This is a genomic window from Bacillus sp. GM2 (genome assembly GCF_056155945.1).
Genome location: NZ_JBRKSZ010000008.1, coordinates 1,479,292 through 1,496,624 on the forward strand (window position 1 = coordinate 1,479,292; position 17,333 = coordinate 1,496,624).

Genomic DNA, 17,333 nt, shown 5'->3' on the forward strand with positions numbered 1-17,333 from the left:
CCCGGTCAAAAGGAGAATGATAAGTATGAAAAAGCCGTTTCAATTACCCGAAAAAATGGCCCGATACCGCGGGCAATTTGAACAATCAGTGCGGGATTTTTTGAAGCTGGACGCGAGAAAAGGAAAAACAGGCCGGTATGAAAGCAAACTGGCCGGCGATCCTTATTTTCCAAAGTCTGAAAAGTATCCTGTCGATTCACAGGGAAAGCCGATGAAACTGCTTGCGCAAATTAATTTTTCAGACATGCCCCGTCTTGAGAATTTCCCGGAATCCGGTATTCTGCTTTTTTTTATCTCTGTCAGTGATGATGTTTACGGATTGAATTTTGATGATCCATGTGAACAGTCGAGTTTTTGCATCAAGTATTTTGAGAATGTCATCGAAAATGAAGACGAGCTTGTCGACGATTTTTCGTTTGTGAAGCTTGAGGATGAGCTGGCCTTTCCGATTGGATGCGAAGCCTCACTCACACCTGACATAGGGTCTGAACTTGTCTCTGCGTCCGACTTTCAATTTGAGCGATACGCGGGAACGGATGCTTGGACATTCTTTGAGCAATTCGGCGATCAAGAGGAAACGGTGTTCGAAGAATACCATGAAATGTACGACGGCTTCTCCCATAAAATCGGGGGCTACGCAGCCTTCACGCAATATGATCCGCGGGAAGGCGATTATCCGGATTATACCGTTCTGCTATTGCAAATTGATTCTGATGAGAACATTGACGCGATGTGGGGAGATGTCGGGATTGCCAATTTTTTTATAAGGCCTGATGATTTAAAGAATAAGGACTTTTCAAACGTATTGTATAATTGGGACTGTCATTAACATAAAAAACAGCTGTCTATTTCAGACAGCTGTTTTATTTAACCCGTAATAGCCGAAGCGTTCAGGGTAAATAGCTCCTCGAGTTCATGCTCGGAAAGTTCGGTGATCCAATTTTCGCTTTGGATGATTTGATCGTTCAGCGATTGCTTCGATTCGAGCATGTGGTCGATTTTTTCTTCAATTGTGCCGGTGGTGATCAGTTTATGAACGTGGACGAACCGTTTCTGTCCGATTCTGTAGGCGCGGTCTGTCGCCTGATTTTCAACCGCGGGATTCCACCATCTGTCGTAATGGATGACGTGATTGGCGGCCGTCAAATTGAGGCCTGTGCCCCCGGCTTTTAATGATAAGATCAGAATCGGAAATTCCTTGTTCTGAAACTGCTCCACCATTTTGTCCCGTTCAAGCTTGGATAAACTGCCGTTCAGAAACTTGACCGGTTCGCCGAATGATTTCTCGAGCAGGCGTTTCATCATATCTCCCATCCCGAGATATTGGGTGAAAATCAGGCAGCTTTCATCGCTTTCGCGAATTGTCTTCGTCAGCTCCAGCAGTTTTTCGAGCTTGACTGACCTTCCGTTCAGGAGCTCGCTCCCGGTCTCTTTTAAGTAAAGGGCAGGGTGGCCGCAGATTTGTTTGAGCTTGCCGAGCATGCTTAAGATGAGAGCTTTACGCTGCATTCCGGCGAGGCTTGACATATGTTCAAACGTATCTTTGACAAGCTGTTCATATAGTGAGGCCTGTTCTGCGGAGAGCGGGATGAACTCTTTTTCTTCCTGTTTTTCAGGCAGGTTGAGCGCGACTTCCTTGTCCTGCTTTGTCCGTCTTAATAAAAACGGTTTGATCAGCTGCTGGAGCTGTTCGATCCGTTTTTCGTCGCGGTCTTTTTCAATCGGCAGGACAAAACGCTTATGGAAGCTGCCAAGGCTTCCGAGATAGCCTTTGTTCATGAAATCGTAGATCGACCACAGCTCCGTCAGGCGATTTTCCATCGGAGTCCCGCTGAGCGCGATATGATGCATGCCTTTCAGCTTTCTGATTGAACGGGATTGTTTCGTGTGCGCATTTTTAATATTCTGGGCTTCGTCAAGGCAGATGCAGTTCCAGGCGACGCTGCTGAGATCGTCAAAGTCGGATTGGGCGAGGCCGTATGATGTCAAGACGATATCTGCATCTTTGTAACATTCCTGAAATGCTTCACCTTTAGGGCGTTTTGGCCCGTAATGGAGCGCCGCCGTCAGGCCGGGCGCGAAGGTCTCGAGTTCGCGCTGCCAGTTCCCGAGGACGGAAGTCGGCGCAATGATGAGAGACGGCATTTGTTGTCCCTGTTCTTTTAAATAGGCGAAATAGGCGATCATCTGGATGGTCTTTCCAAGACCCATATCGTCTGCCAGGCAGGCGCCGAAGCCGCAGTTTCTGAGAAAGATCAGCCAGTTCAAACCGTCTTCCTGATAAGCCCTGAGCGTTCCGTCAAAAAATTTGCTGACCGGGTATGACGGGAGATCATCGCGATGGCTCAGCTTTCTGATCATGTTTTTCAGCTGATAAGACAGTTCAAACCGCACCTCGCTGAATGCGGAAGCATCGAACAGATCATCATCCTCGCGGGTTTCGCTCCGCTCCGTCAGCTCGCGCGCCAGGATGTCAGACATATGAAGCCCCTCTGTTTCTGCTCGCTCCATCAGCTTTTTCATTTGTTTGATAAAATTCGGATCGATTTTAATCCACTGCCCGCGTATGTTGACAAGCCGTCTTTTATTGGCGACAAGCTGCTCAAATTCTTCTTCTGTGAGTTCGATTCCGTTCGTAGCAAAACGCCAGTTGAAGTCCATCAATGCATTCATTCCGACAAAAGACTCGCCGCGGGGAGCCGATGACACTTTCGCTTTCAGCAGCATGTTGCTGTCTCTGACGATTTGCCACCATGACGGCAGCAAAATTTCAATCCCCATGCTGACAAGAGTTTCGCTTGCTTCGGATAGGAAGATCCATGCTTCCTCTTCCGTTAAAAGCGTCGTTCCCGAGTCGATCGTCAGCCACGGCACGATTTGGCGGAATCTGTCTTGTTCGCGGGCGATTTTATCAGCGTATGTGTGCCACGATTTTTTCAGCCTGTTCAAGCCTTCAAAGAACTGAATGGCTCCGCTTTTTTTGTCGCGCAAAAACAGTTCGATTTTCCAATCGTCTCCGTCAAAATCAGGTTCATTTAAACGGAGTCCGACGGTAAACGGCACAGGGTTTTCATGCCAGCCGATCGTTTCAAGAAAATCGTCTTCATCGAGAAAGTGTCCCTGAAATGTGGTAACGGCTGGAGAATGTGCGACAATCGATTCCCATTTTGCTTTTAACTCGTCATTGTAGTTGATGTAGTCTTCGACAGCGTGTGAAAACCATTCAGCTGTATAGCCTTCCAAAATCCCTTCTTTATCTTTCCAGCGCAGCACCTCTTGCTTCCATGCTTCATAGTCGGGAAGAAAATCTTCATCTGCGATAAACTCATAAATGGTGGAAGCTGTTTTCATCAAAGGTTCGGTTTCCTCGGTGAGATTGATGTCGCTGTAAGAATTAAATGAGTTTTTACCGAGAAATTCGACCGCCATCCACGGAGACAGCAGAACCGCCGGAGTCTCTAAACCGGCATCTTCGAGAAACGTTCCGTAAAAAGACGATTCGTGCCACTGAAACAAATACCTTTCCATTTCATTCCGCGTAAGAAACTGATGATCCCCGTCATGACAAGATAAAATGAATGTATAGTCTTCTGATTGTTCGACATGTATCACGATTTCCTTAAGACTCGCCATCGATCAACTTTCCTTTCTTAAGTTCCTCCTGGAAGGCTCTCAGCCGTTTATAGCGGGCTGAAAACTGCTCCATAAACCGGTTCCAGACATCCTGTTTTTTCGATTTTTTATAAAGGGTGCGCAGCTTTTTTAATTGTTTGACGGCTTCTTTGTAGCTTGAGCGGTTTTTTTGTTCAACCAGCCCGGAAATTTCTCTGTGATAGGAAGGAATCAATGCTTCAGGAGCCGCTGCTGCGATATCTTTCAAGGCGTTCTGCCCGATCTCAGAGATTGAAAAACCGACAAGGCTGTGGATCTCCATCCACTCCGTAAAGCGGTTTTTGTTATATAAAAAATGGCTGTATTCAGTAAAGGTATAAGGAAGGCACTTTTTGCAATACCGTTCATATACATGCTCTTCTTTTGCGTTTTTGCTGTAATCGCTCAGAAACAGGAAGAGTTCGCTTAAAACATCGCGTATTTCCCGGTACGGCTTATCCAGTCTGCAGAAGCCGGCTGCAAGCTGCTCAAGGTGTTCATACCATTTTTTAAGACGCTTCCAGTCTTTTTTGGCGGTCATGACGCTGAGCCATTGAAATGTATAAGGAAGAATCTCAGGTGAAAACGATCTGGCTTGATCAAGAATCACATCGTCGTTTTTCAGCAGAAATTCAAGATGCAGCCTGCCGAATTGTATTTCAGGCGACGGCTCCAGGTCGTTGAGCACATCGAGCTCCCGCTTCAGCCAGGTTGGCCGGGACAGAAGGGCACTCCAGATTTCCCCGAAAATCCGCAGCCTTTCATACTGGAAAATGTCTTTCTTGAGCAGCAGTTCCCGAATCACGCCGGGGGTTTTTTCTAAAAACGGGTCAAGGGAGAACGATAGCGCATATGTTTTCAGTTCATCGATCGAGCTGTAGATCGTATCCATCAGCTGTTCGATATAAGGATTCAGCGAGTAAAAATCTTTTTCAGGATCGATGCGCCCTTTCTCGACGAGCAAATGCATGGCAAGCCATGTCGCAAGAGACGCGTGGATTTGGTACATTTTTTTCAGCTCCGGCTCCGCAGGCGTCCGCTTTTTTAAAGCTGAAAAATACCCGTAGTAAAGGTATTGCATCGTTTGCTGGTTTTTAGGCGTATGCTCTTCCCATCGTCTGAACTCCGTTTTGAAAAACGATGTCCATTGATCGAGCGTGTGGCTGCGGGGCTTCATTCCGCGCTGAAGCTGTCCGAGAATATCCCTGTTTTCGCGCCGTTTTTGCGCTTCTTTCCAAAACTCCGTAAACGTTCCCAATCGATCATATTGTGCATATAAATATAAGTAAACGGCAAGCACATGCCGGCAGATGTTTTGAGCAGGGCAGGAACAGCTGCTTTTTTTAACGTCGGCGAGGTCGATGAAGACCTTTACCGGGACCACATCCTGAACGTAAGCGCTGACCGTATGCCCGCTCATCGGCTTGACCCGATAGACGGAATCCTGTCTGTATAAAATAAGGGCTTTTTTCATGAGTTGAATGTTAGCTTCTGTGCACGGCAGTACATGCTTAAACTGTTCAGCTGCATCCATCACAACCGTTTTTGAAATCATGTCTTGAAGCATGTCTATCGCTCCTAACCGAATGGCTTTTAAAAAGTTTCCAATCTCTCTATTATAGCTTAATCAACCCGTCCAAAAAAGATTTTCTCAGGAAAAGGACATAAAAACGGTTGGCTGTCGAATAATGTAATAGACTATGGCAAATCGATTCTTTACATCATATAATTTGAAATATAATCAGAAATGTTTTAATTTATGGAATCTGAAAGGAAAAGGATATGGATGACAAGGAATTGAATCAGGAAGAATTTTTGAGAATTCTTATGCATGCGTATGACATTGGTGAAAAATCAAAAGACATAACGACGAAAGAACTTCTTGAAGATCTCATTCTTCATATCAAAAATGGATATACGACGTAAAAGGTGTGCAAACTGCGGTTTGCACACTTTTTCGTTCAGCAAAAAGCGCGCAGGTCCTGCAAAAGTCGATATTTAATACCATATAAAGACGCGATTTCCCCGGTATCTCCCGTTATTTGTCAGGATTCATTTCTTTCGGAAACGAAAGAACCATGTATAATCAAAGGGAGGTGTTTAATTTGCTGAAAATTTAAATAAATACGCGAATCCTAGAGGGAGGCTTTTATGAGAGATCATATCGGCTTTAAAGATGTGTTCATCGTTTTGAAAAAAAGATTCGTTCTGATCGCACTGATCACCATTGCGGCCGCTCTGTCCAGCGCTGCCGTCAACTTTTATTGGCTCACACCCGTCTACCAGGCATCCGCCCAAATCCTCATCAACGGCCGTCAAACGTCGAACTTCACCGATATTCAGACCAACCTTGAGCTTATCAACACTTATAACGTCATTATGAAAAGCCCGATCATCTTAAATAGGGTTAAAGACGAACTTAACCTGCCGGAAACGGCTGAAGACCTGAAGGGAAAAATTACGGTTATCAGCGAAAATGAATCACAGATTGTCAGTATCTCCGCGACTGACAAGGATTATTCCAAGGCGGCGGACATCGCGAACACGGTCGTCGCCGTATTCCAAAGGGACATTGACGGCATTATGGGTGAAAATACCGAAGTCAGCCTTGTTGCGAAAGCAAACCCCGAACATTCGCCTGCTCCCGTCAGCCCGAATAAGAAGTTCAACATCGCCGTTTCTACAGGGTTCGGCCTGCTGTTTGGCGCAGGGCTTGCATTTTTGCTCGAGCTTTTGAAAAATACCGTTCGAAATGAAGAAGACATCGAAAAAGAGCTGAACATTCACGTGTTGGGAAATATTCTGTATGTAAAACCGAAAAAAGGACAAGCCCGGAAGCTGGAAAGCTTTGTCGGTAAAGACCATACGCTCTAAAACGGGAAAACACGGGGAGGTCGCCTATGATCGATATTCATTGCCACATTCTTGCGGACATTGATGATGGGGCAGCATGTATGAATGACAGTGTAGAAATGGCTAAACAAGCCGCCCGTCAAGGGATTCATACGATTATCGCCACACCTCACCACCGAAACGGTGTATACGAACACCAAAAAGAGGCCATTCTTGCAGCTGTTTCGGGTTTAAAGACGCGGGTGCAAAAGGAAAACATCCCGGTGCTCATTTCTCCCGGACAGGAAATCCGCCTGTACGGTGAATTGAAGCGTGATCTTGAACGCGGCAGACTGCTCAGCCTCGCCGGCACAAAGTATTTGCTGATTGAACTTCCTTACCACCATGTTCCGCGGTATGCCGAAAAGCTGCTGTTCGATCTTCAGTTAAATGGTTACATTCCGATTATCGCACACCCCGAGCGGAACCTTGAATTGATGGAGAATCCCGATCTGCTGTACCGCCTTGTCAAGAACGGTGCGTGCGTCCAGCTGACATGTTCAAGTCTTACAGGCCGCTTTGGCAGAAGCGTCAAACGGCTCGCCCGCCGCTTTCTTGAAGCGAACCTTGTCCATTTTATCGCATCAGACGCCCACAACCTCACGACCCGATCTTTCTTTTTTGATGCAGTGGAAAACGATTACGGCCGCGATTTCTTAAACGTGTTTATAAAAAACGCGGGCCTTCTCTTGGAAAACCGGGAGATTCATAAAGATACACCCCGTCCCGTCAAAAAGAAAAAGCTGATGGGCCTGCTGTGAAAGGTTGTTCACAAAAGCCCGTCAGCCAAAATGTCAGCGCCGGTTATGCGGCGCTGATTTTTTATATCATCGATAGAAAGCGGCCGGACGTCGCTTTCTACAAAAGCGGAATGACAAGCCCGCCGTATGCGAAGGCGGCCACGATCAGGAAAGCCGGATGGACGCGGAACTTCGTCAAGGCCGCCAAAGAGATCAGCGCGATGACAAGTGATTGAACCATGCCGATCGACCGGATTGCGTCACCGCCGATTTCCCATGTCAAAAGAAGCATCATCACAGCGATAACCGGCTGAACCGCCAAAGTCATTCCTTTGACGACCGGCGACTGGCGGTAGCGGCCGATCAGTTTGAGCAGCAAAACGAGCGCGATGGCCGAAGGCAGTACAGTTGCGGCAAGAGCAATGAAGACACCGGGCCATCCGAGCACACTGTAGCCGACATAAGCGGCGATTTTTGTCGCGATCGGTCCGGGCAGTGCGTTTGCGAGCGCAAGCATGTTTGAAAATTCCTCTTTTGACAGCCAGTGAAAATGCTGAACAACTTCTTCAAAATTAAGCGGAATTGAAGCCGGACCGCCCCCGTAGCCCAATAAATTTGCAATAAAGAAAGCCCAAAACAAATAAAAAATGATCATGAAGCGGACACTCCCTTATCCTTTTCCCGGGCCGTTTTTCTTTTTAATTTAAAGTGGAACGCGCCATATGTTAAAAACAGGATGACAATGATGCCGGGATGGATGGAAAACACCTGAAGACCCAAAAACGCAAGAATAAAGAAAAGCACGCCGGCAAGCAAGCCGAAGCCTTTCAATGCTTTTTGCCCAAATTCGTAAGCCATGATGCCGAGCATGACAGCGATGACAGGGGTAACAGCGCCGATCATGCCGCTTACGATTTTGGAGTGGCTGAGCACATTAACGGCTGCGAACAAGGCGGCCATCGCAGCGCACGTCGGCAAGATATGAGCCGCTGTGGCCACGACAGCGCCCGGAACACCTTTGACTTTATGACCTAAATATGCCGACATTTTTGTCGCGATCGGTCCGGGCAGCGCATTGGCAATCGCCAAAATTTCCCCGAATTCATCATCATCGATCCATTTGAACTTCGAAACGGCTTCATGACGGATCAGCGGGATAACGGAGGGTCCACCGCCAAATCCCAATATCCCCGTTCTTGTCATTGCGATGATCAGTTCCCGGTAAGGGTGCTTCATTTCGCGTTTCCTCCTATTCAGTTAAAGCTTCATTCCCATTCGGCTCTTATATCGTTTAATGAGCATCTGGCAGTCGACGCTTACAACGCCTTTCAGAGGGTACAGGCGCTTCGTCAAAAATTCCTCCATCTCCTGATCATTTGCGAAAATGCCGTGCATATGCAGTTTGCTCGGCCCTGTCATATGATAGAGGCTTGTCACGGCGGGCTCTCTTTCCAAAGTAACGGCAACAGCCTCTAAATATTGGGGTTCGACTTCAACATTGAAAAACACCGATACGTGAATCCCGACCTTGACCGGATTGATGACGGCTGTGAATTTTTCGATGATGCCTTCTTCAATCAAGTTGTTGATCCGCGTCTGTACGGCAACTCTTGAAAGTCCCACGCGTTTTCCTAAATCCGTATAAGAGATTCTTCCTTCCTCATGCAAGATCGAAAGGATTTTTTTATCCGTTTCATCAAGAATTAAATTTGGCATATGGTAGTCGAGGCTCACAAATGTCCCTTCCTTTCTGTTTGGTCATTATCATGCGAAATTGCTTGTCAATCGCATTGAAAATGAACATTTTGTAAATTGTATCATAATACAGGTTTCGATATGAATCATTTTAACGTTTTTTTAATACTTATTGAAAAAGGATGTTAGTTTTTCTTCCCTGAAAGTAGCGCCTCTTTAAACGGGCCACTATACTTCAAAGACAAATGGATGCTTGAAAGAAAGGAAGGGAGCTATGGAGAAGCTGAAGATCGGTTCGAAACAAATGGTTGTCAGTCCTCATTATCTCGCTTCGCTTGCAGGGCACAGCATCATGGAGAAGGGAGGAAACGCGTTTGACGCGGCTGTGGCAGTAAGCGCGTGCCTTGCTGTTGTCTATCCGCATATGACAGGACTCGGAGGGGATGCTTTTTGGCTGATGTATCACAATGGAAGCGGTGAGATCAAAGGATACAATGGCAGCGGGCGGTCGGGGCGGAAAGCGGACCGGAATCAGTATAAAGGAGAGCGCGCCATTCCGGTCAGGGGCATGAGCAGTGCGATTACCGTGCCGGGGATGGCGGACAGCTGGGCCGAAATACTGGCGGCATACGGCCGTTTATCACTTCGGGAGGTGCTGAAGCCGGCGATCATGTATGCAGAAAAGGGTTTCCCGGTCTCGCCGGATCAATGTCAAAACACGGTGAAAAACGCCGAGTGGCTTTCCGGTATGCCGATCACTGCAGATATTTATCTTCCGGGAGGAAACCCGCCCTCTCCAGGTGAGCGCTTTGTGCAAAAAGAGCTCGCGCGCACTTTGGCGATGATCGCTGAGAAAGGAAGAGACGCCTTTTATAAAGGGGAAATTGCCCAAGCTTCAGCAGCCTATTTGCAAAACAACGGAGGCATCTTGACCCTGGAAGATTTCGAGCGGCATCAAGGGGAATGGGTGTCTCCGCTTTCCTCTACATACAGAGGATATGCGATCTATCAAATGCCTCCGAATTCACAAGGATTTACCGGTCTTATGGCATTGAATATTTTGGAAAACTACGACTTTGGCATGATCGAGCACGGTTCTTTCGAGTATTATCATCTGCTCATCGAAGCATTGAAATTAAGTATTTCCGACAGCAATAAAGTATTGACTGACCCGGCATTTTCCCAAATTCCGCTGGGGCGCCTGCTTGACAAAGGGTATGCGCGGGAGCTGGCCGCAAAAATCGGACTGCCGGCTCTTCAGGCGGAGAGCCAGCCGCTCGGCAGCGATACGGCTTATGCTGCAGCAGTAGATGAAGACGGGAATGCTGTTTCGTTTATTCAAAGTTTGTATTTCGAATTCGGCTCAGGTGTGACAGCTGGAGATACCGGTGTCATTTTGCAGAACAGAGGGTCGTTTTTCTCGCTTGATCCCGGCCATGTCAATTCACTGGAGCCGGGAAAAAGAACTTTTCATACGCTGATGCCCGCCATGGCGTTCAAAGGCGGCAAGCCGAAATTTCTTTACGGAACGCAGGGGGGAGAAGGACAGCCGCAGACGCAGACGGCTCTTATCACGAGAATGATAGATTACGGGATGGATCCGCAAACCGCCGTTCATGAACCGAGATGGGTGTGGGGCAGAACATGGGGAGAACGGGTGGAAGGTGTAAGAATGGAAAGCAGAGTGGCGCCCGAAGTGATTGAAAAACTGCGAAAGCATGGGCATCATGTAACCATTGTCGGCGACTTTGACGGTGTGATGGGTCATGCCGGCATCATCGAGATTGATGATCGAGGTTTCCTGAGAGGGGGAAGCGATCCGAGAAGCGATGGGGCGGCAATCGGCAGTTAACTCCGTTTTCAAAACGCGAAAACGTCAATATGAGAAAAAAACCCCGTGAACAAGGAGGATTTGTCCACGGGTTTTTTTCTATCCGGCTATGAGTATTGATCCGAGATTTCGATGAAATGCTTAAGCGCCGGATTGCGGTTGTCTTTTCGATGTGCGGTAATCCATTCTGCGCGAAGGGGAAAGTCTTCGATTTCTTTGTATACAACATCGAGGTTAAATAATCGTTTAGCCGCTGTAGGCACAACGGCGATTCCCATTCCGGCTGTCACGAGGCCGATCACCATTTGGTATTCTGTAGCTTCCTGGGCGATGTTGGGGATAAACCCGGCTTTTTCACACAAGAAATTAAATTCCGTGTATAAAGAGGGCCACGCTTCTTTGGCAATGACGATCAGCGATTCGTCTTCAAGATCTTTCAAATATACCCGGGGTTTTTCTGTCAGCGGGTGGTGTTTCGGAAGTGCAAGGACACAGTGGCTTTTCTTCACTGTGTATGACTTTAGCTCGTCGTTTCCCAACGGGGGATGCAGCACGCCGATGTCAATGTGTCCGTTTAGCAGTGCTTCGACCTGATTGGGGGTTGAAAGCTCCCGAAGATCAATCTGGACGGACGGGTACCGGTTTCGGTATTCCCTGATGATGGGAGGCATGATCTCGTATGTTGCGGAGCCGACAAAGCCGATCACGAGTCTGCCCAGCTCCCCGCGGGCCGTCCGCTGAGCCATGTCGACGGCTTGATCAATCTGGGAAAGTCCTTCCTTGATTTGTTTTAAAAAGACCCCGCCTGCCGCCGTCAGCCTGACGGCTCTTTTTGACCTCTTCAGCAAGGTGACGCCTATTTCACTTTCTAGCTGTTTAATCTGCTGGCTGAGCGGAGGCTGAGTCATGTTCAGCCGAAGAGCTGCTTTTCCGAAATGCAGTTCTTCGGCAACAACCATAAAATAACGAAGATGGCGCAGCTCCATTATTCACTCATTCCTTTCTGAATGCGATTTCAGTCGTTTTACATATTAATTGTAAGACAAAGAAGTATTGGAAAACAATTTCCACAAGATGTATATTTAATAATACAATAATTTTATTAAAAATTCATTGTAAACGAATGAAAATGGAGGAGTGAGGGCTTTGAAAAATGTAGCCGCTAAAAATGAAACTCTTACTGTAAGAGGAGCAGAGCTTGTGGTGGATAGTCTCATTCAGCAAGGTGTCACTCATGTTTTCGGTATTCCGGGAGCGAAAATCGATGCGGTGTATGACGTATTGAAAGACAAGGGGCCTGAACTGATTGTTTGTCGTCACGAGCAGAATGCAGCATTTATGGCGGCGGCAGTCGGACGATTGACTGGAAAGCCCGGTGTTTGCCTGGTGACTTCGGGTCCGGGAGCGTCTAATTTAGCGACCGGTCTTGTAACAGCCAATACAGAAGGAGATCCGGTTGTTGCCCTGGCGGGTGCTGTAAAAAGAGCGGATCGTCTCAAAAGAACTCATCAATCGATGGATAATGCGGCGTTGTTTCAGCCGATTACAAAATATAGCGCAGAAGTGGAAGATGCGAACAACATCCCTGAGGCGGTAACCAATGCATTCAGAGCGGCAGCTTCCGGACAGGCCGGGGCAGCGTTTCTCAGCTTTCCGCAGGACGTTACGGCCGGTCCGGCAACTGCCAAGCCGGTGAAAACCATGCCGGCGCCGAAGCTGGGCGCGGCTCCGGATGAACTGATCAGCGCGGCTATCGCCAAAATTCACAATGCGAACCTTCCCGTCGTGCTTGTAGGGATGAAAGGCGGAAGACCTGAAGCGATTGAAGCGGTCCGCCGTCTGCTGAGAAAAGTGAAACTGCCGTTTGTTGAAACATACCAAGCAGCGGGTACGCTGTCTCACGATTTAGAAGACCAGTACTTCGGCCGGATCGGATTATTCCGCAATCAGCCCGGAGATATTTTGTTGGAAAAAGCGGATCTCGTTTTGACGGTCGGCTATGATCCGATTGAATACGACCCCGTCTTTTGGAACGGAAAAGGCGAGCGCAGCGTGATTCATCTTGATGAAATACAAGCCGATATCGATCATGACTATCAGCCTGAAATTGAGCTGATCGGCGATATCGCAGAGACATTAAACCATATTGAACATGATTCTTTGCCGGTTTCCATCGATGAATCATTTGCACCTGTACTTGATTATTTGAAGAAAGCGCTGGAGGAGCAAAGCGAGCCGCCTAAAGAAACAAAAACGGATCTTGTTCATCCGCTGCAAATCGTTCGCGATTTGCGTGATTTGCTGAGCGATGATATAACAGTGACTTGCGACATCGGCTCCCATGCGATTTGGATGTCGAGATATTTCCGCACATACCGTCCGTATGGACTGCTGACTTCAAATGGCATGCAGACGCTGGGCGTTGCTTTGCCGTGGGCGATCGCAGCAACACTGGTCAATCCGGGACAGAAAGTCGTGTCTGTTTCCGGGGACGGAGGCTTCCTGTTCTCCGCGATGGAGCTTGAGACAGCGGTCAGATTGAAAGCGCCGATCGTTCACATTGTCTGGAATGACAGCACATACGATATGGTTGCGTTTCAGCAGGAGATGAAATACAAGCGGACGTCCGGAGTCGACTTCGGCGGAATCGATATTGTAAAATATGCTGAAAGCTTTGGAGCAAAAGGTTTAAGGGTCAATTCGCCAGACGAATTGGCAGAGGTGCTTAAAGCTGGTCTTGATGCAGAGGGTCCGGTTGTCATTGATATTCCGGTTGATTACAGCGACAACGTTCATTTGGCTGATCAGCGTTTTCCAAAAAACTTTGAGGAACATTTTAGTAAACAAGCCTCTAAGCAATCTTGATCACAGCAAGTCCAGTCATAACAAACAAAATCAAGGGAGTGAAAAGAGGAAAATGAAAAGTGCAAGCAAACAAAAAGTGGTTCAGCCCGTTGACAAGAACCTCGACCAGGTCTTTCAGGTCTCAACGATGATATCGTTATTGGACGGGATTTATGACGGGGATTTTTACATGTCTGAAGCAAAGGATTACGGAGACTTCGGGATCGGAACATTCAACCGGCTCGACGGTGAGCTGATCGGTTTCGACGGTGAGTTTTACCGTCTTCGTTCCGATGGCAAAGCCTATCCTGTTCAAGGAAGCGATTGTTCTCCGTTTTGCTCGCTCGCTTTCTTCCGGCCGGATATTTATCACGAAATCAAGCAGCGGATGCCGCTTAAGGCGTTCGAGGAAGAAATGAAACGGATCATGCCGAGTGAAAACCTGTTTTACGCGATCCGCATGGACGGAATCTTTAAGAAAGTCAAAACGAGAACGGTTGAACTGCAGGAAAAACCGTACGTGCCGATGGTCGATGCGGTAAAATCGCAGCCGATCTTTGATTTTAATGATATTAAAGGGACGATCGTCGGCTTTTGGACGCCGCAATATGCCAACGGAATCGCAGTTTCCGGCTTCCATCTTCACTTTATTGATGAAGACCGCAATGTCGGCGGACACGTTTTCGATTATGAAATCGAAGAATGCACGGTGCAAATTTCTCAAAAACTCAATATGAATCTCAGATTGCCGAATACGCAAGATTTCTTTAAAGCGGATCTCAATAAACATGATCTTGCAGCCGGAATCGAAGCGGCCGAAGGCAATCCCGAGTAAATGAAAAAGCCCCCTCTTTGAAAAGGGGGCTTTTTTGCGTTCGCTTGCTTCCTTAAAAATACTGTTGCGTATGCTGAGAGGTGACGGTGAAAAAGTCCGGAATCCAGCGGGCCGTTTTGCTTATGCTTTCATTCCGGCAATCAATACCGCTTTCAGACAAAAAGACACCGGATGCCCGTTTTCACCGTGGACGATGTTAAACATGTCACGGCACGACTGGGACGGTTCTGACAAATGGGCATGGATGGCTGCCTTTCTTTGTTCAGGTACGGCGCCTCTTCGAAGCCAGCTCTCGTAATCGATCGGAAGATTCCATCTCTCCCGGATGGCAAAATCAAGTCCGTTCTCTTTAAACAGCTTCTGCCATTCGCTCTCTGAATATTCCCTTACGTGTGACGGGTCTCTCAATTGATTGAGCCGATTTATAAATCGGTCTAAAGCTTCGTCCTCCGGAGCACAATGATCGATGAGGAGAAAGGAGCCGCCTTTTTTCAAGACGCGCGCTATTTCCTGCATGGCCCGGCTGATCTCCGGGAAATGGTGGGCTGCATACCGGCATGTGACAATATTAAAGGACTCGTCTGCAAAATCCAATTGTGCTGCATCGCCTTGAAGAAAAACCACATTTTCAGCATTTTTCTGTTTGGCAAATTGAGCCGCGGTTTGAACCATTTTTTCTGTAATATCGATTCCTGTGCAATGTTTGACAAAAGTCGAAAAGGCAATGGCCGTATGTCCCGCTCCGGTTCCGATATCAAGCAGGGTTTCACCGCCGTTCAGATTCCGGCAGCTGACCATGGCATCAAGATCTTTTCCCGATGAGAACAGCGGCTCATCTCGATATTGCTCCGGATTTTTTGAAAATTGCCGTTGCGCGCTAGTTTTCATTTGTATCATCCTCCTATCGGCTATGTATTTATATTAGGGGAGTCGACAGCCATCAGTCTAAGATATAAAATGTTTGAAAATGATAGGCGGAAACTATGGGGGTGCGGGAATTGGATATGAGACTTTTTGAATACGCGGCAGAGATTTTCAAAAAAGGCAGTTTTACAAAGGCGGCTGCCAGCCTGCATATCGCTCAGCCTTCACTGAGCCAGCAAATAAAAAAGCTGGAAAGCGAGCTCGGCTTTCCGCTGTTTTACAGAAACAGAGAGGGGGTCTCGCCGACTCCTCAAGGGATGCGCTTCATCCGAAAAGCGCAGGATATTTTGCGGTCAAGAGATGAACTGCTGTGTGAAATGCGCGATCAGCTCGAGGAAATGGGGACGGAATTATCGATCGGCGTTCCCGCTGTCACGGGAGGGTATCTTCTTCCGCCGCTCCTGAAAGCCTTTCTGAAAAAGCATCCGAACGTACAGGTTCAGCAGATAGAAGACTCGCCGGCGGCATTGGAAAAAATGACGGAAAACGGATCGGTGGACCTGTCGATTCTCCCTTTGCCGATTGAAAATGACAGGCTCGCGATCCGGCCGATACTGACCGAGCCGCTTTTTTTGGCGATTCCAAATGAAAGGGAGAGCTGGATGACCGGCCAATTGCGGAAGCTCATCATTTCGGTCCGGTCGAATGCCGAAAAAAACCCCCTTGCTTTGAAAACGGCCGAGGATGTGCCGTTTATTTTATTAAAAGAAGGCTACGGCTTCCGTAGAATGGTACTTGATTTATGTGCGGAGGAAGGGTTTCAACCGAAAGTGACCTTCAAAACAAGCAGCATTGAAACCGCCCAATCTCTCGTTGAACACGGAATGGGGGTCACGGTCGTGCCCCGGATGGTCATGCGGATGTTCCTTTGCAATCCGATCCGTCCCGGACGCTTGTGTTTGCTTATCCGGAAACATGCTATTTGAGCCGGGCGGCAAAAGCTTTTATGGAGATGGCCAAAAAAAAATCAGACCTCCATTTATGAAGAGGTCTGATTTTGTAGTTACTTTTTCGTTTCCAGTTTGAGCGGTGCGGGTATCGTTTTTTCAACTTTTTTGCCGTTCAAAATATCGCGGGCCGCTTGTACGGCGAGCTTGCCGATCAATTCAGGCTGCTGGGCGATCGTGGCCGACATATCTCCGGCCTGAACCGCTTTAACCGCATCTTCATTGCCGTCGAAGCCAACGACAAGTATCTCTTTCCCTGAGCTTCTGATCGCTTCAATCGCGCCGAGCGCCATTTCGTCATTATGGGCGAAAACCGCTTGAATATCAGGATTTCCTTGAAGAAGGTTCTCCATAACGTTCAACCCTTTTGTCCGGTCAAAGTCGGCTGTTTGCTTGGCGATCACATTCAGCTTGTCATCAGCGGTCTTATGAAACCCTGAGCCCCGTTCCCTTGTTGCCGATGCACCGGGGACGCCTTCAAGTTCAGCCACTTTTGCGCCTTTGCCGAGCTGCTGTACGATAAAGTCCGCTGCCATTTGCCCGCCTTTTACGTTATCTGAAGCGACGAGCGTTTCTACTTTTCCGTTTTCGGCGGAGCGGTCAAGGGTGACGACCGGAATGCCAAGCGAATTGGCCGATTGGACTGCCGTTGAGATGGCGGAGGAGTCGGCCGGATTGATCAATAAAGCGTCAACGCCTTGCTGCAGAAGATCTTCGACATCATTCGTCTGCTTTGCTGAATCATCCTGTGCATCGACGACAATCACTTCAATCCCTTGTTTTTTTGCTTCTTTGACAACTCCGTTCTTTAATGAAACGAAAAACGGGTTTTTCAAAGTCGAGACAGATAAACCGATTTTGATATCGGTTCCTTTTTCTTTATTTGGCTTTGCCCATTCCGGCGGCTCCAGCGAGCAGGCGGACAGAAACAGAAGCGCCAATGCGGTGAAAACCGTTAATGTTTTTTTCATCAG

At 47.8% G+C, this 17,333-nt stretch carries 15 protein-coding genes and 1 pseudogene; 8 read left to right on the forward strand and 8 right to left on the reverse strand.

Annotated elements, in window-relative coordinates:
* Positions 1-25 precede the first annotated feature (25 nt).
* The gene (locus ACVC9U_RS22095) at positions 26-829 is read left to right on the forward strand and encodes a YwqG family protein (RefSeq protein ID WP_441391540.1); all 804 of its coding nucleotides are present in this window, start codon (positions 26-28) and stop codon (positions 827-829) included.
* A gap of 38 nt (positions 830-867) precedes the next feature.
* Here ACVC9U_RS22095 and ACVC9U_RS22100 read toward each other — a convergent pair whose 3' ends face one another.
* Together ACVC9U_RS22100 and ACVC9U_RS22105 are read right to left on the reverse strand one after the other, a co-directional pair.
* Positions 868-3,633, reverse strand: a complete 2,766-nt coding sequence (locus ACVC9U_RS22100) for a DEAD/DEAH box helicase (protein WP_075751529.1) — start codon at positions 3,631-3,633, stop codon at positions 868-870.
* Entirely contained in the window at positions 3,620-5,218 is a 1,599-nt protein-coding gene (locus ACVC9U_RS22105) for an SWIM zinc finger family protein (RefSeq protein WP_441391542.1), read from the reverse strand. The genes ACVC9U_RS22100 and ACVC9U_RS22105 overlap by 14 nt, the downstream gene beginning before the upstream one ends.
* Positions 5,219-5,433: 215 nt before the next feature.
* On the opposite strand from ACVC9U_RS22105, the gene ACVC9U_RS22110 reads away from it, so the two are divergent.
* The 3 genes from ACVC9U_RS22110 to ACVC9U_RS22120 all read left to right on the forward strand — a co-directional run bounded on the left by ACVC9U_RS22110 (position 5,434) and on the right by ACVC9U_RS22120 (position 7,304).
* Positions 5,434-5,577, forward strand: coding sequence for a YwzD family small protein (locus ACVC9U_RS22110; RefSeq protein ID WP_020453188.1), 144 nt, complete (start codon positions 5,434-5,436; stop codon positions 5,575-5,577).
* Between the two features lie 225 nt (positions 5,578-5,802).
* Complete coding sequence (locus ACVC9U_RS22115; RefSeq protein WP_441391544.1) at positions 5,803-6,525, forward strand: YveK family protein; 723 nt, start codon at positions 5,803-5,805, stop codon at positions 6,523-6,525.
* A 26-nt stretch (positions 6,526-6,551) separates the two neighbouring features.
* Positions 6,552-7,304 (forward strand): tyrosine-protein phosphatase, encoded by a 753-nt coding sequence (locus ACVC9U_RS22120; RefSeq protein WP_075751526.1) that lies wholly within the window; start codon positions 6,552-6,554, stop codon positions 7,302-7,304.
* A gap of 97 nt (positions 7,305-7,401) precedes the next feature.
* Here ACVC9U_RS22120 and ACVC9U_RS22125 read toward each other — a convergent pair whose 3' ends face one another.
* From ACVC9U_RS22125 to ACVC9U_RS22135, 3 genes are read right to left on the reverse strand one after another with little or no spacing between them, the layout of a single operon-like run.
* Positions 7,402-7,938, reverse strand: a complete 537-nt coding sequence (locus ACVC9U_RS22125) for a chromate transporter (RefSeq protein WP_065644239.1) — start codon at positions 7,936-7,938, stop codon at positions 7,402-7,404.
* Positions 7,935-8,519: a chromate transporter gene (locus ACVC9U_RS22130; protein WP_065644240.1), complete on the reverse strand. Its 585-nt coding sequence runs from the start codon at positions 8,517-8,519 to the stop codon at positions 7,935-7,937. The genes ACVC9U_RS22125 and ACVC9U_RS22130 overlap by 4 nt, the downstream gene beginning before the upstream one ends.
* Before the next feature lie 21 nt (positions 8,520-8,540).
* Positions 8,541-8,999, reverse strand: a complete 459-nt coding sequence (locus ACVC9U_RS22135) for an Lrp/AsnC family transcriptional regulator (protein WP_154495561.1) — start codon at positions 8,997-8,999, stop codon at positions 8,541-8,543.
* A gap of 253 nt (positions 9,000-9,252) precedes the next feature.
* On the opposite strand from ACVC9U_RS22135, the gene ggt reads away from it, so the two are divergent.
* A complete protein-coding gene (ggt, locus tag ACVC9U_RS22140) occupies positions 9,253-10,830 on the forward strand; it encodes a gamma-glutamyltransferase (RefSeq protein WP_059230830.1) in 1,578 nt (525 codons plus the stop codon).
* Between the two features lie 86 nt (positions 10,831-10,916).
* Here the strand turns inward: ggt and alsR are convergent, their stop codons facing one another.
* The gene (alsR, locus tag ACVC9U_RS22145; protein WP_075751525.1) at positions 10,917-11,795 is read right to left on the reverse strand and encodes an acetoin biosynthesis transcriptional regulator AlsR; all 879 of its coding nucleotides are present in this window, start codon (positions 11,793-11,795) and stop codon (positions 10,917-10,919) included.
* A 160-nt stretch (positions 11,796-11,955) separates the two neighbouring features.
* Between alsR and alsS the strand changes: the two genes are divergently transcribed.
* Together alsS and budA are read left to right on the forward strand one after the other, a co-directional pair.
* Positions 11,956-13,674, forward strand: coding sequence for an acetolactate synthase AlsS (gene alsS, locus ACVC9U_RS22150; RefSeq protein ID WP_020453180.1), 1,719 nt, complete (start codon positions 11,956-11,958; stop codon positions 13,672-13,674).
* Between the two features lie 52 nt (positions 13,675-13,726).
* Entirely contained in the window at positions 13,727-14,488 is a 762-nt protein-coding gene (gene budA, locus ACVC9U_RS22155; protein ID WP_020453179.1) for an acetolactate decarboxylase, read from the forward strand.
* Positions 14,489-14,608: 120 nt separating this feature from the next.
* On the opposite strand, the gene ACVC9U_RS22160 is transcribed toward budA, so the two are convergent.
* On the reverse strand, positions 14,609-15,376 hold the full coding sequence (locus ACVC9U_RS22160) for a class I SAM-dependent methyltransferase (protein ID WP_075751524.1): 768 nt from the start codon (positions 15,374-15,376) through the stop codon (positions 14,609-14,611).
* Between the two features lie 110 nt (positions 15,377-15,486).
* On the opposite strand from ACVC9U_RS22160, the pseudogene ACVC9U_RS22165 reads away from it, so the two are divergent.
* Positions 15,487-16,397, forward strand: a pseudogene (locus tag ACVC9U_RS22165) (LysR family transcriptional regulator).
* An 18-nt stretch (positions 16,398-16,415) separates the two neighbouring features.
* Here the strand turns inward: ACVC9U_RS22165 and rbsB are convergent.
* Positions 16,416-17,330: a ribose ABC transporter substrate-binding protein RbsB gene (rbsB, locus tag ACVC9U_RS22170; RefSeq protein ID WP_020453176.1), complete on the reverse strand. Its 915-nt coding sequence runs from the start codon at positions 17,328-17,330 to the stop codon at positions 16,416-16,418.
* Positions 17,331-17,333 lie beyond the last annotated feature (3 nt).